The sequence below is a fragment of the Mucisphaera sp. genome, assembly GCF_965279675.1.
Taxonomy (GTDB): domain Bacteria; phylum Planctomycetota; class Phycisphaerae; order Phycisphaerales; family Phycisphaeraceae; genus Mucisphaera.
This window is the reverse complement of record NZ_CBDIIJ010000002.1, coordinates 1,598,113-1,615,515: the sequence shown is the minus strand read 5'-3', so window position 1 is coordinate 1,615,515 and position 17,403 is coordinate 1,598,113. Positions and strand designations below refer to the sequence as shown.

Annotated in this window: 16 protein-coding genes; 9 read left to right on the top strand and 7 right to left on the bottom strand. The window is 64.5% G+C overall.

All coding sequences use genetic code 11. The features are described from left to right. Positions 1-114 precede the first annotated feature (114 nt). A complete protein-coding gene (locus tag ACQZAB_RS07035; RefSeq protein WP_428388350.1) occupies positions 115-1,119 on the bottom strand; it encodes a Gfo/Idh/MocA family protein in 1,005 nt (334 codons plus the stop codon). After that, positions 1,116-1,853 (bottom strand): TIGR02206 family membrane protein, encoded by a 738-nt coding sequence (locus tag ACQZAB_RS07030; protein WP_428388348.1) that lies wholly within the window; start codon positions 1,851-1,853, stop codon positions 1,116-1,118. Before ACQZAB_RS07030 ends, ACQZAB_RS07035 begins: the two co-directional genes overlap by 4 nt. Positions 1,854-2,231: 378 nt before the next feature. Here ACQZAB_RS07030 and pheS point away from each other — a divergent pair, with 378 nt between their 5' ends. The 3 genes from pheS to ACQZAB_RS07015 all read left to right on the top strand — a co-directional run bounded on the left by pheS (position 2,232) and on the right by ACQZAB_RS07015 (position 5,749). After that, positions 2,232-3,251, top strand: a complete 1,020-nt coding sequence (gene pheS, locus ACQZAB_RS07025) for a phenylalanine--tRNA ligase subunit alpha (RefSeq protein WP_428388346.1) — start codon at positions 2,232-2,234, stop codon at positions 3,249-3,251. Positions 3,252-3,319: 68 nt separating this feature from the next. After that, positions 3,320-4,642 carry an exo-beta-N-acetylmuramidase NamZ family protein gene (locus ACQZAB_RS07020; protein ID WP_428388344.1) on the top strand — a complete coding sequence of 441 codons (1,323 nt, stop codon included), beginning with the start codon at positions 3,320-3,322 and terminating at the stop codon, positions 4,640-4,642. A gap of 9 nt (positions 4,643-4,651) precedes the next feature. Further along, positions 4,652-5,749, top strand: a complete 1,098-nt coding sequence (locus ACQZAB_RS07015; RefSeq protein ID WP_428388342.1) for a S1C family serine protease — start codon at positions 4,652-4,654, stop codon at positions 5,747-5,749. On the opposite strand, the gene ACQZAB_RS07010 is transcribed toward ACQZAB_RS07015, so the two are convergent. The 3 genes from ACQZAB_RS07010 to ACQZAB_RS07000 form a co-directional block, all read right to left on the bottom strand. Further along, positions 5,736-6,497 (bottom strand): hypothetical protein, encoded by a 762-nt coding sequence (locus tag ACQZAB_RS07010; RefSeq protein ID WP_428388340.1) that lies wholly within the window; start codon positions 6,495-6,497, stop codon positions 5,736-5,738. The genes ACQZAB_RS07015 and ACQZAB_RS07010 overlap by 14 nt on opposite strands. Before the next feature lie 40 nt (positions 6,498-6,537). Next, the gene (locus ACQZAB_RS07005) at positions 6,538-7,299 is read right to left on the bottom strand and encodes a superoxide dismutase (protein ID WP_428388338.1); all 762 of its coding nucleotides are present in this window, start codon (positions 7,297-7,299) and stop codon (positions 6,538-6,540) included. A gap of 78 nt (positions 7,300-7,377) precedes the next feature. After that, the gene (locus tag ACQZAB_RS07000; protein WP_428388336.1) at positions 7,378-8,292 is read right to left on the bottom strand and encodes a hypothetical protein; all 915 of its coding nucleotides are present in this window, start codon (positions 8,290-8,292) and stop codon (positions 7,378-7,380) included. A gap of 120 nt (positions 8,293-8,412) precedes the next feature. On the opposite strand from ACQZAB_RS07000, the gene ACQZAB_RS06995 reads away from it, so the two are divergent. The 3 genes from ACQZAB_RS06995 to ACQZAB_RS06985 are packed head-to-tail and all read left to right on the top strand — an operon-like array spanning position 8,413 to position 10,338. Continuing rightward, positions 8,413-9,057 (top strand): RNA polymerase sigma factor, encoded by a 645-nt coding sequence (locus ACQZAB_RS06995; protein ID WP_428388334.1) that lies wholly within the window; start codon positions 8,413-8,415, stop codon positions 9,055-9,057. Then, the gene (locus ACQZAB_RS06990; protein WP_428388332.1) at positions 9,054-9,587 is read left to right on the top strand and encodes a hypothetical protein; all 534 of its coding nucleotides are present in this window, start codon (positions 9,054-9,056) and stop codon (positions 9,585-9,587) included. The genes ACQZAB_RS06995 and ACQZAB_RS06990 overlap by 4 nt, the downstream gene beginning before the upstream one ends. 37 nt (positions 9,588-9,624) lie before the next feature. After that, positions 9,625-10,338: a hypothetical protein gene (locus tag ACQZAB_RS06985; RefSeq protein WP_428388330.1), complete on the top strand. Its 714-nt coding sequence runs from the start codon at positions 9,625-9,627 to the stop codon at positions 10,336-10,338. A gap of 37 nt (positions 10,339-10,375) precedes the next feature. Here ACQZAB_RS06985 and ACQZAB_RS06980 read toward each other — a convergent pair whose 3' ends face one another. After that, entirely contained in the window at positions 10,376-11,029 is a 654-nt protein-coding gene (locus tag ACQZAB_RS06980) for a 7-cyano-7-deazaguanine synthase (protein WP_428388328.1), read from the bottom strand. A 132-nt stretch (positions 11,030-11,161) separates the two neighbouring features. Here ACQZAB_RS06980 and ACQZAB_RS06975 point away from each other — a divergent pair, with 132 nt between their 5' ends. From ACQZAB_RS06975 to ACQZAB_RS06965, 3 genes are read left to right on the top strand one after another with little or no spacing between them, the layout of a single operon-like run. Continuing rightward, positions 11,162-11,893, top strand: coding sequence for a type 1 glutamine amidotransferase (locus ACQZAB_RS06975; protein ID WP_428388326.1), 732 nt, complete (start codon positions 11,162-11,164; stop codon positions 11,891-11,893). A 53-nt stretch (positions 11,894-11,946) separates the two neighbouring features. Continuing rightward, a complete protein-coding gene (locus tag ACQZAB_RS06970; RefSeq protein ID WP_428388325.1) occupies positions 11,947-13,158 on the top strand; it encodes a ribonuclease D in 1,212 nt (403 codons plus the stop codon). A 32-nt stretch (positions 13,159-13,190) separates the two neighbouring features. Continuing rightward, a complete protein-coding gene (locus ACQZAB_RS06965; protein ID WP_428388323.1) occupies positions 13,191-14,768 on the top strand; it encodes a RuBisCO large subunit C-terminal-like domain-containing protein in 1,578 nt (525 codons plus the stop codon). Positions 14,769-14,775: 7 nt separating this feature from the next. On the opposite strand, the gene ACQZAB_RS06960 is transcribed toward ACQZAB_RS06965, so the two are convergent. Further along, positions 14,776-17,400, bottom strand: coding sequence for a hypothetical protein (locus tag ACQZAB_RS06960; protein ID WP_428388322.1), 2,625 nt, complete (start codon positions 17,398-17,400; stop codon positions 14,776-14,778). Between the last annotated feature and the right edge of the window lie 3 nt (positions 17,401-17,403).

Below are 17,403 nucleotides of genomic sequence, written 5' to 3'. Positions count from 1 at the left end.
ATTATTTATTAATATGTATTTATGAAGATAAAATTAGTGGCGCACTGCCGTCAATGACAGTTGTGTCGATCTTAGTGTCCCGTAATTGATGCAACACCCCACCGCTAACACGCTCTACACCGGTACCACCAGCATCCGTTCGCCGCTCCCGTGGGCCCGGTAGGCCGCCTCCATCACCGCCACCTCGTTCAGGCTCGCCGACAGATCGTCCGCCAACTCCTCCGCCGACAAATCGCCCCGAGCCAGCGCCACCAGCCGATCCATCCGATCGGGACGCGCCGGCGCCTCCGCCAACGCCACCGGCTCGCCCCCCTGCTTCACGACGTGGGCGCGGTTCTCGATGAAGACCAATGCCGCCTCCGTGCCCCAGAGCTCCAGCTCGCTGTTGCTCGAATGCTGGATCCACGACGCCTCCGCCCGTCCAAGCGCCCCGCTCGCAAAACGCATCTGGATCGAGCCGTAATCATCCACCTCCGGGTAGACGCCCGAGCTGTTGCTGATCGTCGCCGTCACGTCCGACACCGGCCCCAGCAGATGAAGCAGCAAATGCACCGCGTGCGACCCCATGTCCATCAGCGCCCCACCCCCCGACAACGACGGATCGGTGAACCACCGCAGGTCCTCGCTATCGAACCATCGCCCGTAAGCCGCGTGATGGCTGTTCCTGCAGAACCCGTGCGTGATCTTGCCAAACACACCCGACGCCACCGCCGCCTTGACCGTCTGATGCTTGGACGAAAAAGGCGTGAAGTAACCGCAGCAGAAAGGCGTCCCGTGCTCGTCCAGCAACGCCTTCACACGAAGCGCTTCCGCCACCGTCGTCGCCAGCGGCTTCTCGCAGAAGATCGGCTTGCCCGCGGGCACCGCTTCCTCCAGCAAAGGCAGGTGCCGGGTGTTCGCATCGCAGATCGCCACCGCATCCACAGATTCATCCGCAAGTACCGCATCGATGTCGGCAGCGAAACGCGCCCCGGACTTCTCCGCGTAACGCTGACCCCGCTCCACATCGTCGTCCCAGATCGCCTCCACTCTCGCATCGAGTTCATCCGAGAGAATGCGCTGGATGAAGGCATCCGTGTGAATGTGTGCCGTCGACAGAAAAGCAATGCGAGTCGTCATGCCGGTTTGTCCTTCGAAATGGCTTTCAATCTGCTCTCTTTGTTGTCAGTCATACAACGCGCCCACAGCGTCACCCCCCCGAGCACCAGCGCATAAACCACCACCATCGTCAGCGACATCCACACCAGCCGTAACGGCCAGTCGCCGAACACATCCAACGCGTTGGTCGCCGCCAGGTCCAGCTCCGTATCGGGCCCGACGTAACCGTAATTCCAGCCACTCACGAGATTGATGCCCAGCGTCAACACACCCCACGCGATCGTCGCCCCCACCCCCATCCAAAGGTCCAGCCACCGCGGCCGGTAGCCCAGCACCACCAGGTCATACAACGCCAGCACCACCACGGCACCATGCAGCACCCAGAACACCCAGAAATCAACCGTCGTCAGATCAAACGCCACCGCCGGCGTGATCCAGGCATTCCAGCTCAAACCAAACGTCCAGAACAGCAACGTCGCCCGCAGCCACCGTACCCCCGTCGCGATTGCCAGCAACCCGACCGGCAACGCCACATCGCAATAGTGCAGTGGGATGTCGAAACCCGGCACAAAGTCCACCGTCAACCGATACCCCTGCAGCAGCACAAACACCAGCCACCCGACCACCAGCACCCGCTTCCGCAGCAACCACTCGTCCCCGTTGCCCAGCTTCGCCTTCAGCCCCACGCGCGCCAGCCACCAGCCCGACAGGAACATCAGGGCAACAAGCAGCAGTTGAATCAGCATCGCAGGCATGACGGCCCTCCTGGCGGAGCCGCGAGCCTATCCCGAATCACCCCAGCACGTCGCGCATAAAAAAATCGGGAAAGCGACCCATCACTGGGCCGTCAATCCCGATACCCCACGCTCTCTCCCCAGGTCTCCCCTCGCGATCCGTGGCTCCGCTTCTCCCAACAGCGCCGCGAGACCGCGTTCTCCCCAGCGGTCCTCCTCCGTGACCGCCAGGCAACCACCAATCGTCTTGAGGCAACGCCTCAAAGCAAGCCCCCTTCCGGAAGGGCCTGTAAAACACTAGTAGCGCGCTGTTAGCACTTTGTGAGCAACCCGCACAATCCCCGCAAAGACCGCCGGCACCACCGGTCAGAACCCGCCCGGTTGGGGTATGCTCTGCCCATGCTGGAGCGGATTGGCGAACTCGAAACACGGGCCCTGAAAGACCTCGATGCCGTGGCGGACCCCGCCATGCTCGAAGCCTTCAGAATCAAATATCTCGGTTCCAAAGGGGAACTTAAAGCACTTATGGGCCTCATGAAAGAGGTCCCCGCCGATCAGAAGAAGGCCTTCGGCCAGGGGGCCAACGCCCTCAAACAGCAGATCACCCAGGCCTTCGAGGCCCGCAAGGACGGCCTGGGCACCGCCGCCTCCGGCAAAACCGGCTCCGGACCCCTCATCGACATCACCGAACCCCCCGCCGACCCCCGGCGGGGCCGCCAGCACATCATCCCCCAGACCGTCGCCGAACTCGTCGAGCTCTTCGGCCGCATGGGCTTCGACGTCGCCACCGGACCCGAAGTCGAGGACGACCACCACAACTTCGTCGCCCTCAACATCCCCGAGGAGCACCCCGCCCGCGACCCCGCCGACAACTTCTACCTCGACGCGCCGGGCGACTCCGATGAAGGCCGACCCGCCCTGCTCCGATCTCAGACCTCGACCGTACAGATCCGGGTGATGGAGCAGACCAAACCCCCGGTCCGCATCATCTCGCCGGGCCGCGTCTACCGACCCGACGAGCACGACGCCACCCACTACTCGATGTTCCACCAGATCGAGGGCCTCTACGTCGACCGCAACGTCACGATGGTCGATCTCAAAACAACACTCGTCCAGTTTGCCCACGCCTTCTGGGGCGAGGACGCCGAGATCAAACTCGTCCCCTCCTACTTCCCCTTCACCGAGCCCTCCGCCGAGCTCTACGTCAAGATCGACCTCGGCAAAGGCGTCGAGTGGATGGAAGTCGGCGGCTGCGGCATGGTCGACCCCGCCGTCTTCGAGCAGGTCGGCTACGACCCCGAAGAATGGACCGGCTTCGCCTTCGGCCTCGGCATCGAACGCCTGGCCATGCGCAAGCACCAGATCCCCGACATCCGCCTGCTGTTCGAAAACGACGTCCGCTTCCTCCGTCAGTTCTAGTATCAACGCGCGGCGTGCGACCCCGCCGCCATCGATCAACCACAACCCCTGAACCCACCGGTGGTGCCATGAATCAGATCGCCTCCCTCCCCGCCAGACTCACCTCGTTCCTGCTGCTCGTGCTGACGCTCACACTCAGCACCGGCTGCCAGTCAACCACCGACGCCAACACCACATCGAAGGCCGACTACCGCGTCCCCAGAGACCAGCCCAAAGCCATCACCCAACGCGTGATGCTCGGCATCGACGTCCTCGCCGCCAAAGGCTTCGAAACCCTGCGCGGCCAACGCGTCGGCCTCGTCGTCAACCCCGCCTCCGTCGACGGCAACCTCAAGAGCACCGTTGACGTCCTCATCGACGGTCAGGCCCAAGGCGGCTACCAGCTCGTCGCCCTCTTCGGACCCGAGCACGGCGTCTGGGGCGACGTCTACGCCGGCGACAAAATCGACGACCAGAAAGACCCACGCACCGGCCTGCCGGTCTTCTCCCTCTACGGCGACACCCGCAAACCCACCCCCGAGATGCTCGAAAACCTCGACGTCCTCATCTTCGATATGCAGGACATCGGCTCCCGCTCCTACACCTACATCTCCACCATGAGCGTCTGCCTCGAAGCCTCCGCTGAACAGAACAAACGCTTCATCGTCCTCGACCGACCCAACCCCCTCGGCGGCACCCGCGTCGAAGGCCCCATGCTCGATCCCGAACTCCGCTCCTTCATCGGCTACCTCGACGTCCCCTACATCCACGGCATGACCATGGGCGAACTCGCCCAACTCGAACGCGACCGCATCGCCCCCACCTACGACGGCCTCGAAGTCATCCAGATGAAATACTGGACCCGCGACATGGTCTGGGAAGACACCGGCCTTGAATGGGTCCCAACCTCGCCCCACATCCCCTTCGCCAGCAGCACCTACGCCTACGCCGCCACCGGCGTCCTCGGCGAACTCCTCGTCATGTCCAACGGTGTCGGCTACACCCTCCCGTTCGAGATCGTCGGCGACACCGGCGTCGACCCCGATGCCCTCGCAGCAGCCCTCAACAACTCACCCCTCGCCATCAAAGGCGTCACCTACCGCCCCGCTCGCTTCCGGCCCTTCTACGCCACGCATCAGGGCGAAGTCCTCGGCGGGGTGCAGATCTACATCGACCCGCGCCACGCCGAATCCCTCTACCAGATCAACTTCCTGATCCTCAACGAACTCGATGCCCAAACCCAACTGGCCGAGGGCGAAAAACGACACGGCATGTTCGACAAGGCCAACGGTACCACCGCAGTCCGCACCTGGATCGAACAGGGCAAGCCCCTCGACGAACTCTTTGCCCAATGGGAAAGAGATTCCCAGGCCTTCCACATCTCACGACTCGCCTACCTGCTCTACCAGTAAGGATTCACGATGAAGCGAACCCTTCTGTCGACCACCGCAGCCCTGGCCCTCGCCATCGGCCTCGCCGCAGGGCTCTGGCTGAGCAGCCTCTACAACGACGCCGCGATCGCTCAGAACACCGCCATTCACGACGGTATCCAAAGCTCCGAAGAGACCCGAACCATCGAGCTCTTCGATCGCTCGCGCGGGTCCGTCGTCAACATCAACACCCTCGGCCGACGCGTCGATCTGCTCCGCCGACGTGTCTTCGAGGTCCGCGAAGGCTCTGGCTCCGGCTTCTTCTGGGACGCGCAGGGCCACATCGTCACCAACTTCCACGTCATCCGACGCGCCGAAGGCATCGAGGTCCTCCTCGCCGATCAGCCCGAGCCCGTCGCCGCCCAACTCATCGGCGTCTCTCCCAGCCACGACCTCGCCGTCCTGAAAGTCGAAACAACCTCCCGCATCGACGCCCTGCCTCACGGCGATTCCGCGCGCGTCCGGGTCGGCCAGACCGTGCTGGCCATCGGCAACCCCTTCGGCCTCGACCACACCCTCACCCGGGGCGTTGTCTCCGCGCTCAACCGAGAGATCCAGGCGCTCAACGGACGGACGATCGGAGGCGTCATCCAGACCGATGCCGCCGTCAACCCGGGCAACTCCGGCGGGCCCCTGCTCGATTCATCAGGCCGGGTCGTCGGGGTCAACACCGCCATCCTCTCACCCGCCGGGGCCTCGATCGGCATCGCCTTCGCCGTGCCCATCGACACCCTCAAACGCGTGGTCCCCCAGCTGATCCAGAACGGCCGGTACATCCCGCCACAGATCGGCATCCGCTACCACGACCCCACCAGCGCCAACTACCTCGGCCGGCTCGGTCTCCGCGGCGTCCTCATCCTCGAAGTCGAACCCGGCTCCCCCGCCGAAGCAGCCGGCCTCGAAGGCTCCTCACGACGACTGCTCGGCAGGGTCGAGCTGGGCGACGTCATCCTCGCCGTCGACGGCAACGTCGTCACCGACAGCAACGACCTCCAACTCGTCCTCGAACAGCGAGCCCCAGGCGACACGGTCGCCCTGACCGTCTGGAACGATGGCGAACGCCGACGCGTCGAGGTCACTCTCCGCTAGGACGAGGCCGCGCCGCCCCCGCCGTGAACGTCGCCCCGGCACGCGTCTCAAACGTATAAGCCCACAACGCCTTGCCCGGCAGACCGCCGTAGTTGTGTGGGTCCGCTACCGACTCGCCCGGGTAGATCCATCCCGAGTCGGACACGCCATACCACACCCGAAACTGCTCAGCAGTAAAGCGGTGCCGACTCAGCCAGCGGTCGCCCAGACGCTCGTACTGCGTGATCCCGAGCACTCGAACCGGGCGATCGGAAGTGTTCGTCAGCGTCGTCGTGAAAAACCGGTGGTCGTAAGGCCTCGACGGGCACTCCGTGTGTTCGATCACCAGAAACCGCTGCCCCTCCAGCAGCAGGTCCGTATCCAGTTCGATCGGTTCGGCGTCCACCGACTGATCCACGGCGTAAACGCCCGCAGGCATCGGCATCTCTCTGGCGACACCATCCAGAAAATCACCGTTCGTATACGCCAGCACGTACGCGTTGATGTCATCCAACTCGATCACGCGCCCACTGGGCAGCTGCGCCCGGTCGTCCGGCAATGGCGTCGCCTGAAGCCAAACCTCCGGCTCAGCCAGCGGATACCCCACGTACAACACCAGATTCGGCACGTGCGCCAGATTGATCCGCAGCCGATCGATCGCCCAACGACCCAGCTCGTACCCCGTGGTCGGCGGTTCCGGGCGCACGCCAAGCCCCGCCAGAAAAAGCACAAAGACAATACTCAGCGTCGCGATGATCTGCTTGGCCATCACTGCCTCAAACCACAAGGCCCATCGAACCGTTCGCGAATCAGCCGTGCCAGCTCAGACGCTTGGCCACGTCCGACCAGTTCACCACATTCCACCAGTTGTTGACGTAGTCACGCCGACGATTCTGATAACGCAGGTAGTACGCGTGCTCCCAGACATCCAGCACCAGAATCGGCGTGATGCCCCAGGTCGTCAGCTTCTGCTGATTCTCGCCCTGAACGATCATCAGCTTCTTCGACACCGCATCGTGACCGAGGATCCCCCAGCCCGATCCCTCCACCGAGGCCGCCGCCGCCGAAAAGTGCGCCTTGAACTTCGCGAACGATCCGAAATCGGCTTCCAGCTTGTCACGCAGCGGCCCCACCGGCTCGCCGCCACCGCCGCCCGCATTCGCCGCCCGCTGACCCTGACGAGGCGGGGCCATGTTCGACCAGAAAATCGTGTGCAGCGTATGACCGCCGCCGTTAAACGAAACCTTCCGCGACCAGTGCTGCACCATCGCGTAATCGCCTTCATCACGCGCCTTGGCCAGCGCCGCCAGCGCACCATTCAAACCCCGGACATACCCGGCATGGTGCAGATCGTGGTGCAGCCGCATCGTCTGCTCGTCGATCGCCACATCCAGCGCGTCGTAGGCATAAGGCAGCGCCGGCAGCACAAACTCACCCGCGTTCGGGTCGTAGCCGGGCAGCGCGTGATCGTGCCCTCCCTCGTGATGCGCGCCCTTTGCCACACCCGCCGCGCCGGCCATCGCCGCACCCGCCGCCAGCGTCATCGTGCCAAGCATTTCCCGTCGATCCATGGTGTCACTCCTGGTTGAGACTCAAGATTCCCTCGACGCGATTGTAGGCCCTCACCACGAAAAACACAGACCAAACCGCTACAGCAACACCGCGTTCAACGGGTGCAGGTTCATGGTGTACGTATCAAGAGAGGCGGGTTGCTCCAGGTCCACCGGCAGGCAATACCCATGTGTATGGTCCGATGCCAGCACCAGAATCCGCTTGCCCTCGGTGAAGTAGCCCATCTCCGCTTTCTGATGACCCAGCAGAAACGTCGTTACCCCCCACGCCTCCGCGAGCGCATCGGCCAGTGCATCATCGTGACGTCTGCCCCACACCATCAGGTGCGCATGACCGCCCGATGACAACTCATCCTCCTCGGGCAGCCGATCGAGAATCGTCGGGTCGAAGTCCTTGAGCTTCCGCGGTGCCGGCAGGCTGTGCGCAGCGAGCAGACCGTTCGGCGCCTTCACCGCCAGCAGAAGCGAGCGGATATAGACCTTCGCGGCGTCGAGCACCGCCTCCGCCCGTCCCGGGTAGATCATCTCCGCACCCAGCTCGAAAGCCTCCGTCAGATTCACGCCAGACTTGGTCACCCCATCGCCCAGATACTGAGCCAGCTCGTGATTCGATTGCAGCACGTGCACCCGCCCGGGATACCGCACCACCAGCCGCGCCACCTGCGCCAGCATCCGGATCGACAGGTCGCGCTGGTTCACCAGATTCGGGCTGTGAATCACCTCGTGCAGAATCAGGTGATCCTCCGCACGCTCGTCTAGCGACGCATACCTCAGGATCCGCGCCAGGTTCAGGCCGTGATCGTGCAGATCACCCGTCATCACCAGCCGGCCCTGTCTGGGAAGTGTCACGCAACTCCCCCGCCGCGCCGGGTTCGACAGCAGCGCCTCAGCCGCTTCCTGAAACGCCGCGATCACGGCGTCGGCATCGCGGGCATCGAAGTCGCCCAGGTGATGGGCAAGGATCTGACTCGGGTCCTGGGGTGTCTCGGGCATGGGGTTAGAATGGGGGTTTCCTATCGACTGGGCAAACATCACCCTCAGGATTCCTGCCCGAATGGTCCCCACGCCCGGCAATAAGACCGCTTCTGGAGCGTTGAGCGGTCAGGGTTACTTATGAGAATCGACGCGCAACCCCTCCAAGCGGCCGCCAACCTCAACGGCAGGCCCGTCGATGGCCTGCTCCACCGAGCGGCCGAGGGTGATGCGCAGGCCTGGCGGGCCCTCGTCGAAACCTACACCCGCCGGGTCTACGGCCTCCTGCTCAGGCAGTGTGCCAACCCCGAACTCGCAGAGGAACTCACCCAGGAAGCGTTCGCCAAGATGGTCAAGGCCCTACAGACCGACAACCGCTACCAGGAACAAGGCCGCTTCGAGCCCTGGCTGTTCCGCATCGCCATGAACGGCCTCCGCGACGAGATGCGCCGCCGCAAACGACAGGCCGTCGGCCGGGGCGGGCCCCAGGACACCGCCGAGAACACCACCGACACCATGAGCTCGCTCGCCGATCGATCCGTCGCCGACCCCCTCGAACAGATGACCCACGAAGAACAGGTCGCCGGACTCAGACAGGCCCTCACCCAGCTCAGCGAGCCCGACCGCGAGGTCCTGCACCTCCGGCACACCGCCGGCCTGAGCTTCGCCCAGATCGCCGAGACCCTCGAACAGCCCCTCGGCACCGTGCTCGCCAGAGCCCACCGAGCCATCGGCAAACTCCGCAAGATGATGACCGACCCCAACGATGAAGTGGACGCAGCATGACCCCCCGACCCCCCGACCAACCCGCCAGCCAGCACACCGCACCCAGCGACCCGCTGATCGACGGCTTGCTCGATGAAGTGCTCAGCCCCGGCGAAGCACCCGCGGGCCTCGAACAGAAGATCCTCGCGCAGACCACGCCGATGATCGAGCAGCCCCCTGCCGTGCTCGCCAAAGTCACACCCGGCCGCTGGGTCTGGCGTGGCGTACGGATCGCCGCCCTGCTCGCCCTCGTCGCCGGCGTCGGCTGGGCCGTCCTCAGCCAGACCCAGAGCCCCGCCACCAACCCCGAGCAACAGATCGCCGAGCGATCCCTCGATGAAGAGGCCGAAGCTCTCGCCATGGCACTCGCCGACGTCAGCCTTGTCAGCGATTTCGACGACGGCCTCGACGACCGCTTCGACAGCCTCCGCGCCGATATCTCCGCGGCGCGTTCCCAGCGTGACGGCGTCATCGCCGGACAGGACACCGCATCGGCCCTGCTTCAGGCCGAGTGGGAAGAACTCTACGAAGCCACCGAGCATTGGTTCTAAAACCAGCGCGGGCCCCGCGGCCCGATAGGATCCAGCCATGAACAGCACCTCCCACCTCACCCGACGGCTCGGACTCGCCACCCTCTGCCTGAGCCTCATCGCCCTCCCCGCGACACCGGCGCTGGCCCAGCCCGGCGAAGGCCCGCCACCCCGCGAGCACCGCGACGGCCAGGGCCGCGGAATGGCCGGCGAACGCGAAGAGCGACCCCGGTTCGGACGCTTCGGCGACCGAGGCGGGATGTCCGAAGAAGAAGCCCGGGAGAATCTCGACGCCGCCATCGATATGGTCCGCGAGATCGATCCCGAGCTTGTCCCCCGCCTCGAACTCTTCGCCGAACGCGACCCCATGCGTGCCATGCGCCTCATGAGCGAACGCTTCCCGAGACTCCGGCCGATGCTCGAACTCCGCGAGCAGGACCCCGAGATGTTCTCCCTCCGCATCCGCGATCACCGGCTCAACGTCACCACCCGCCGGATCGCCTTCCGGATCCGCCAGGCCGAACAGACCGAGCAGGGTCAGGACGTCATCGACGGGCTCGAAGCCGACCTTCGCGACCATGTGATCGAACACTTCGAGGTCCGTCAGCTGATCCGCGAACGCGAACTCGCCGCGCTCGAGGCCGAGATCCAGCGGCTCAACGAGGAGCTGGACGCGCTCCGGGTCGAGATCGACGAGCGCGCTCAGGACCAGACCGAGATCATCGATCAGCGCGTCGACGAACTGCTCGAACGCGATCGCGTCTCGTTCTGAAGATCGCCCCGTCTCATAGCTTTGATACACAGCGGCCTCAGGTGCGCGCGAGCACCCGATCGGCGGCTTCGAGCGGGTCACGCAGACCCGCCGCCTGGAAGGCCGAGGCCCGCTCACGGCAGCCGTCGCAGTTACCGCAGGGTACCCGGCCCTTGCGAAGGCAGGACCATGCCAGCGACCAGTCGACCCGCAGCTCCTCGCCGAGCCGGATGATCTGAGCCGGCTCGAGTTCGCTCAGCGGGGTCTCGATCGTTGGTGGGGTCTTTCTCTCGGCCCGAGCCAGACCATCGACCAGCAGCACCGTGTTCGCCAGCCGGGTGGTCGCTTCGGTTGATAGCGCGTTGCCGATCGGCCAGATGACCCGGGACGCCTCGTAGTCCATGGCGTGGCTCATAGCCGCCAGCAGCAGCTGCGGGGCGACCAGCGTCCCGGTCGGTCGGTGCCCGGGGTTCAGACCAGCCGTGCGCGACAGCAGGTGAGCCATCTCGATCCGCTGGACCCGAGCCGCGGTCAGGGTTTCGGCCTGCGCCTTGACGTGCCGGAACCGAAGGCCGTCGGTCTCTGAGCCGTCGCCGGCATACAGCAGCGTCAGCCGGAGCGACGCCGGCTCGGCGTTCTTCTGAGCCAGCGTAGCGGCGACGAGCGAGGCAATGCCCCCCGCGGCGAGGACAACGGCGTGTGGTCGCGACATAGGTCGATTATCGGGCGTCACCCGGCAAAAACCGCAATCTGAATCCCGCTCACCGGTTCAAGGCAGGCACCCGATCCTCCGGGATGGCTTAGAATCAGGTCTGGCGGGCTGATTCCGCCCCGGAGACGAAGCATGGCGATTGTGGTTTTTGAGCATCACGAGTTGGAAACAGCCTGCCGACTCGGCGAAATCCTGCGCGACCACGGCCACCGGCTGCGGGTTGTCCAGCTGCACGCCGGCCAGCCGATCCCCGAAGACCTCGACGATGTCGACGGCGTCGTCTCGATGGGCGGGCCGATGGGCGTCGCCGACAAGGCCGACCACGCCTGGATCGAACCAGAGATGGCCTTCCTGAAGCGTGCGCACGAGGCCGGTCTGCCGGTCACAGGCATCTGCCTTGGCGCCCAGCTCATCGCCGCGGCTTTGGGGGGTGAGGTCGCTCCTATGGACCAGGCGGAGATCGGCTGGGGGAAAACGGAGCTGTCGTTCTTCGGGACGGTGGACCCGATTTTCTCGGGAATCCCTTGGAAGACGACGCAGTTTCATGCTCATGGGGATCAGATTACGCGGTGTCCGGCCGGTGGGACCCCGATACCGCTGGTTTCGTCGGGTTTGTGCAAAGCGCAGGCGTTCAAGGTTGGGATGACAACGTACGGTTTTCAGTTCCATTTCGAGTGGAACCGATCGCAAATTGACGTTTTTCTAGGGCATTTTGAAGGGTGGGTGCGTGAAAATGGGGGGGATCCGGATCGGATTCGGTCGGAGGCGTCGGCTCACTACGATCTGTACCGTCATCTGGGGGATCGGCTCTGCGAGACGCTGGCGACGCTGGTGTATCCGGTGGACAAGCGCAAGACGGCTTAAGGAAGGGATGGCCGAGTCGGCCGTTTGTGTGCGCAGAGGGTACTCTTGTGGCCATGCGTGTGTATCGGAGTCGTCATCGGGAAGTGGAAGACGCGGCGGCCCACGAGGAGGCTCACGAGCCGACGCCGGTGCTGGAGCATGATCTGGTTCCGCAGGGTGAGCCGGAGCTGGTGGCTACGGAGGAGGGGCTGGCGGCGGCGCTGGCGCATGTCCGCGAGGCCGGCGTGGTGGGGTATGACACCGAGTTCATCGGGGAGACGACGTTTTATCCGCGGATCTGTGTGATTCAGCTGGGGACGGCGGATCGGATTTATCTGATTGACGGGTTGGCGGAGATCGATCTGACGCCTTTCTGGGAGCTACTGGCGGATGCGGGCGTGGTGAAGATCGTGCATGCGGGTCGGCAGGATCTGGAGCCGGTGTTGCGTCTCTTGGGTCGTCCGGCGTTGTCGGTTTATGACGTGCAGATCGCGGCGGGTTTTTGTGGTCATGGGTATCCGCTGTCGCTAGGCAAGCTGGTGCTGGCGGTGGGTGGTGCGGATGTGGGTAAGAGCGTGAAGTTCAGTCAGTGGGACCGGCGGCCGCTGACGGCGGCGCAGCAGAGCTATGCGGCGAACGATGTGCGGTATCTGCCCATGGTTTACGAGCGGCTACGGGAGCGGATCGCGTCGCTGGGGCACACGGAGAAGGTGGCGGCGGAGATGAAGGATCTTGAGGATCCGGCGAAGTATCGGCTGGATCCTTTGTCGGGTCGTTTGCGTGGGGCGGGTGCGGGCAAGCTAAATCGTCGGGGTCGGACGGTGCTGGAGGCGCTGTTGGTGCGTCGGTTTTCGCTGGCGGAGCAGACGGACTTGCCGCCTCGGAGCCTGATGGCGGATGACGTGCTGGTTCGGATTGCGGATGAGCAGCCCGGTACGGTGGAAGCGCTTGGTCGGATCAAGGGGATGCCGCGGCCGGTGGCGCGGGATCACGGCGAGGCGATTCTGGAGGCGCTGAAGGAGGGGATGGCGGCGAAGATCACGCATCGGCCGGGGCGTCCGAAGGTGAATCCGGATCGTCACAAGCGTCGGGTGGATGGGGTGTGGTCGAAGCTGGAGGCGTTGTGCGAGGAGGTCTCGATTGATCCGGCGCTGGTGATCAGCAAGCGGGAGTTGTCGACGTTGCTGCTGCCTGTGGCTGATCGGAAAGAGCGTCGGGCGGTGGAGCCGAGTGGCTGGCGGGGTGAGATGCTGGCCGGTTGTTGGCCGGCGGATCGCGAACGGTAGGACGCGGATTGTTCGGAGCCTGTGATGGAGCCATGTCAGTGATTGAAGCGGTGTATGCGTTGGCGGGTGATCGGTCGGAAGCGGAGGCGCTGGCGGAGAAGGTGGCGCTGGAGCAGTCGGTGGAGGTGCCCCGGTCGGTGGCGGAGGGGGCGGGGATTCCTGAGGGGACGATCGGCGAAGTGCTCGGGGTGGAAGAGGTGGATGGTGTGTTTCGCGCGCGGGTGGGCTATGCGGATTGGCTGGCGAGTGGTCGGCCTTCGCAGGTGTTGAATCTGTTGGGTGGTAATTGTTCGATGCTTCCGGGTGTGCGGTTGGTGGATGTGTCGCTGCCTGACGAGCTGATTGATCGGTTTGGTGGTCCGGTGTTTGGGATTCGAGGGTTGCGGGAGGCGCTGGGTGTGCCGGAGCGGCCGCTTTTGTGTTCGGCGATCAAGCCGAGGGGTTTGGATGATGAGGGCTTGGCGGCGGTGGCGGCGGCGATGGCGCGGGGCGGGTGTGATCTGATCAAGGACGATCACAACCTGGTGGATGCGGATGCGGAGTCGTTTGCGCGTCGGATTGGTGTGATTCAGCGGGCGGTCGTTGAGGCCTCGGAGCGGACGGGTCGGGCGTGCTGGTATCTGCCTTATCTGTCGGTGGGTCCGGCGGAGTGGGCGCCGTATCTGGCGGCGATTCGTCGTGCGGGGATTCGTGGGGTGTTGGTGTCGCCTATGTTGGTGGGGTTCGATGCGATCTGGCATCTGCGGAAGACGTCGGGGTTGTTGTTGATGGCGCATCCGACGCTGGCGGGTGGTCCGTTGCTGGGTCCGGATCATGGGATTGATCCGGGTGTGTTGCTGGGGACGATGACGCGTTTGGTGGGTGCGGATGCCTCGATCTTTCCTAATGCGGGTGGTCGGTTTGCGTTGTCGCAGGCGACGTGTCTGGGGTTGGCGGATGCATTGCGGGGTGAACTCACGGGATCGCGTGAGGTGGCGGGTTCGTGGCCGACGCCTGCGGGCGGGATGTCGGTGGAGCGGCTGGACGAGCAGGCGGATCTGTATGGGTCGGATACGTGCTGGCTGGTGGGCGGGGCGATGCTGAGTCATGCGGATGGGATCGAGGCGGGTGCGGCGGAGTTGCGGGCTGCGTTGGTGGAGCGGTTTGGTGATCGGCGCAGTGAGGTTGCGGAGCGGGTGAGTGCGTGTGAGTTGGCGGGTGAGCTTGCGGGTGCGGCGGAGGCGCGGACGGTGCTCAAGCGTCTGGCAGCGGGTTGGGAGGGGCGCGGGGCGGTGGCGTATAAGGCGGATGATGCGCTTCCGTTTGCGGGGGTGAAGCGGTTTGAGCTGATGGGCAAGGCGGGCGAGCCGATGGGGTTTGATGTGCGGTACTTTGAGTTGGAGCCGGGTGGGTATACGAGTCTGGAGCGGCATCGGCATGTGCACGCGATCATCGCGGCGGAGGGTGAGGGTGAGGTTGAGATTGGTGGGGAGGTGACGGGGTTGGGGCCTCAGGATCTGGCGTATATCCCGCCTGAGCGTGTGCACCAGCTTCGGAATGTGTCGGCGACGGAGCGGTTTGGTTTCTACTGCATTGTAGATCGTGAAAGGGATCGGCCACGGACGCCTTGAGTGGGGTTTACTCGTCTTCGAGTGGTTCGATGAGCGTGTAGAGGGCGGCGGGGTCGAGCTGGATGGTGGGGGTGTCGGTGATGCGGCTGGCGCGGGGTTGGCCGTTGGGGTCGAGGGTGGTGACGCGGAAGCGTTGGCTGATGTGTTTGAGGGTGAGGGTGGCGTCGATGCTCTTGAACTGGATGGGTGCGGTGCCGAGAGAGGTGATGCGTTGGGCTCCGTCGTCGGTGGGCTGGGTCTGCCAGCCGAAGGTGGATTCCTCGGTGGCGACCTGCAGGAGGAGTTGGCTGCTGGTGGCGATGGGCTGATCGTCGAGCGGGACGAGCATGATCGAGGCGTAGTGGTTGTTGGCCTGGAAGGTGGCGTGATCGGTTTCGACGGGGCCTGCGTTGGCGAGGAAGCCGCAGACGCCTTGGGCGAGGGGCGTGTTGACGATGGCGAGTCGTCGGTTGAGGTCGGTGGTGAGTTCGCGGTTGGCGGAGGTGATGGTGCCGGGTTCGGAGGTCTGGGTTTTGAGGTCGTCGGCGACGGTGAGTCGGGTTTCTTCGGTGGCGGGCAGGATGCGTGTACGTCCTAGGAGTGGGGCGATGGAGGTGAGGGTGTCGCGGTTGAGTTGGTTGATCGGTCTTGGTCCGACGGCGCGGAGGTCGTCGAGGTCGGCGGGACGGACGAGTTGCGAGGTGTGGAAGTTGAGGAGGTCGTTTCGGGTGATTGATTCGGTGATGACGATGGGTGCCTCGCTGACGTAACCGTTTCGGAAGATGAGTGAGGCGGCGGGGAACTGGCCGGCGATGGCAGGGGTGAAGGCGGTGAACTTGTCGAGTTGCTTGGCCCAGTCGAGGCCGGTGATGGAGAAGAAGATGACGGCGTCGAGGCCGGATGCGCGGCCGTAGGTGGCGGCAAAGAAGATGCTCTCGGCGCGGTAGGCGTTGGGCATGGGGTAGCCGTACTCGGAGATGATGTGCGGGAGGCTGGCGAACTCCGGGCGGGCGACGGCGGGGATCTCGGTGCCGATGGCAGAGCGGTTTTCGTAGATGTGATCGACGCGGAGGTCGTAGGAGGCGCCGTTGCCTTCGTGGCGACCGCCTATGTAGGCGTGTCGGTCCATCGTGCCGGTGACGGTGTTGGAGAGTTTCTCGATGGGGAGGAGGGTGGGGTCGTCGGCGGTTCCCCAGTTGGTGCCGATGATGGCGGAGCGGACGCCTAGCTGTTCGCGGAGGTAGCGGGTGGTTTCGGTGTAGAAGGCGGTTTGGAGGTCGAGGAAGAAGGCGAGTTGGTCGGAGGCTCGGAGGTGGTTGCGGCTGTTTCGAGCCCAGCCGGCGTTGGTGAGGAAGCCGGCGGCGTAGAGGCCGACACGTGATTGATTGAGGTTATCGCCTCGGACTTCGCCTGGGCGCTGGCTCCAGGCGTCGAAGGCGGCGGGGAGGTTGTTGTATTTGCGAGTGAGCCATCGCGCGAAGGCTCTTTCCAGGCCGATGGTGGTGGCTTCAGGGATGTTGTCGTAGGGGGCGAAGGTCCAGAAGAAGAGGCTGTCTTCGTTGAGGATTTCGATGGCGGCAACGGCGGGGTTTTCGGCGAGGGTTCGGCCGGTGCGGGGGCTTGTTGTGGTGAGGAGGGCGCGCATCCAGTCGCGGTGTTGTTGTTGAAAGGTCCGGTTGCCGAAGAGCAGGGCGAAGGGCGGCTGGTCCTGTCGGTAGCCGGGGAAGCGGGGGTCTTCGTGGAGCCGGAGCCAGAGGGGGAAGTAGAAGGAGAGGGTGGTGTAGATGCCTTCTTCGGCGAGTGCTTCGGTGGTGAGGATGATGTTGTGGATTTTGTCGATGTCGATGCGGTCGGCGCGCTGGTCCCAGATAGGTCCGTGGTAGCGTGCGAGGTTGACGCCCAGCTTGGCGAGTCGTCGGGCGAGGTAGGTGCGTGAGGCGTCGTCGTTGAGTTGGACGCCGAGGTTGACGCCCCAGAAGCGTACGGTTTCGCCTGATTGTTCGTAGATGAAGTCAGAGCCCTGTGGGATGACGAAGCCGTGTTCACCGGCGGTGTTGTGGTTGAGGCGAGTGAGGTCGAGTGGGGTGGGTTGGAAGTTGTCAGCGGGGGGCTCGAAGGCTTGATGGCCGGGGTCGGCGCGGTTGAGGGTTTGTCCGGGTTTAAGTCGGCCGTTGGGGACGAAGGGACCTTCGGAGAGGACCCAGCAGTCGAAGGCGGCGGGTCCGGCATCGGGGAGCATTTCGATCCACAGGATGGCGTCGCCGGCTGGGAGTGTGACTTCGCCGAGGTAGACCCAGTTGGCTTCGACGTGGGTGCGGAGGACGACGCGATCGACGAGGTCGATGTCGGTGGTGACGGTCTGCCAGGGCTGGTCGTTGAAGCGCCAGCGGAAGGGGCCGTGCTTCCAGAACTTGCGGGTCCAGAACTGGAAGGTGGCGTTTTCGGGGACATTGACGCGGTAGGAGATGCGGGCGTTAGCGGCGCGGTCGGTCTGGAGCCAGTCGCCATCGGAGAGGGCTTCGCGTTGTTCGGCGTTGTAGGGGATGAAGGCGTCGCTGGGCGGGAAGGTGTGGCGGATGGGGCGTTCGGCTTCCCACCAGAGGACGGTCGAGTTCTGGGCGCGGAGACAGGACGGCAGACAGAGGAGGAACAAGCA